The sequence below is a fragment of the Mesorhizobium sp. M2E.F.Ca.ET.209.01.1.1 genome, from assembly GCF_004010375.2.
Classification (GTDB): Bacteria; Pseudomonadota; Alphaproteobacteria; order Rhizobiales; family Rhizobiaceae; genus Mesorhizobium.
Genome location: NZ_SADP02000909.1, coordinates 1 through 310, shown reverse-complemented (window position 1 = coordinate 310; position 310 = coordinate 1). Strand labels below are relative to the sequence as shown.

1 protein-coding gene is annotated in these 310 nt (G+C 69.7%); it reads right to left on the bottom strand.

Annotation, left to right across the window (positions count from 1 at the left end):
- A partial coding sequence (locus tag EN852_RS38440; RefSeq protein ID WP_135879878.1) for a GNAT family N-acetyltransferase occupies positions 1-310 on the bottom strand: 310 nt, incomplete at both ends.

Here is a 310-nt window from a genome sequence, read left to right as displayed (position 1 = left end):
TCCGGGATCTCGCCGGTCAGCGTGAAACCAAGTTTCTCGTAAAGGCCGGACGCCCCCTCCTCGCTCGCGGTGTCCAGCACCAGCAGCGTGCGGCCCTTCTCAACGGCGAGTTTCTCGGCTTCCCGCATCAGGCGGGTCGCGACGCCCTTGCCGCGATGGTCGCGGCCGGTCATCAGCTTGGCTATCTCGGCGCGGTGCGGCTGATTAGGCGGCAGGTCGAGCAGCAGCGTGACGGTGCCGGCAAGCGCCCCATCCTGCCATGCGCCCAGCACCGCCCTTTCGCCGCGCGCGGCCGCGGCAAGCGACTTGC